Origin of the sequence: Pantoea sp. SIMBA_079, from assembly GCF_046940275.1 — a bacterium.
In the GTDB taxonomy this organism is placed as follows: Bacteria; Pseudomonadota; Gammaproteobacteria; order Enterobacterales; family Enterobacteriaceae; genus Pantoea; species Pantoea borealis.
The window spans coordinates 1-245 of the sequence record NZ_JAWRYR010000757.1 but is presented as its reverse complement, the minus strand read 5'-3'; the positions used below and the strand labels follow the sequence as shown (position 1 = coordinate 245).

Here is a 245-nt window from a genome sequence, read left to right as displayed (position 1 = left end):
CGACGGACTGATCCGGCGATGCCGCGGGATGTACATGAATTCCTTGTCGGCGCGCTGCGACACCGCGCGCGACAGTTCGTCGAGCGGCAGGCCGGTCGCGGCCGCGAGCTCGGGCAGGCGATCGGGATGCTTGCTCAGTTCCTGCGGATTGGCCCACAGCGATTCGACCGGAGACGAGATGGCCAGCGGCTCGCCGTTGCGGTAGGTGATCATGCCGCGCGATGCGGGAATCGGCACTTCGCGGC

1 pseudogene is annotated in these 245 nt (G+C 68.2%); it reads right to left on the bottom strand.

What is annotated here, in order from left to right:
- Positions 1-245, bottom strand: a pseudogene (locus tag SB719_RS21980) (penicillin-binding protein 2); the annotation flags it as partial.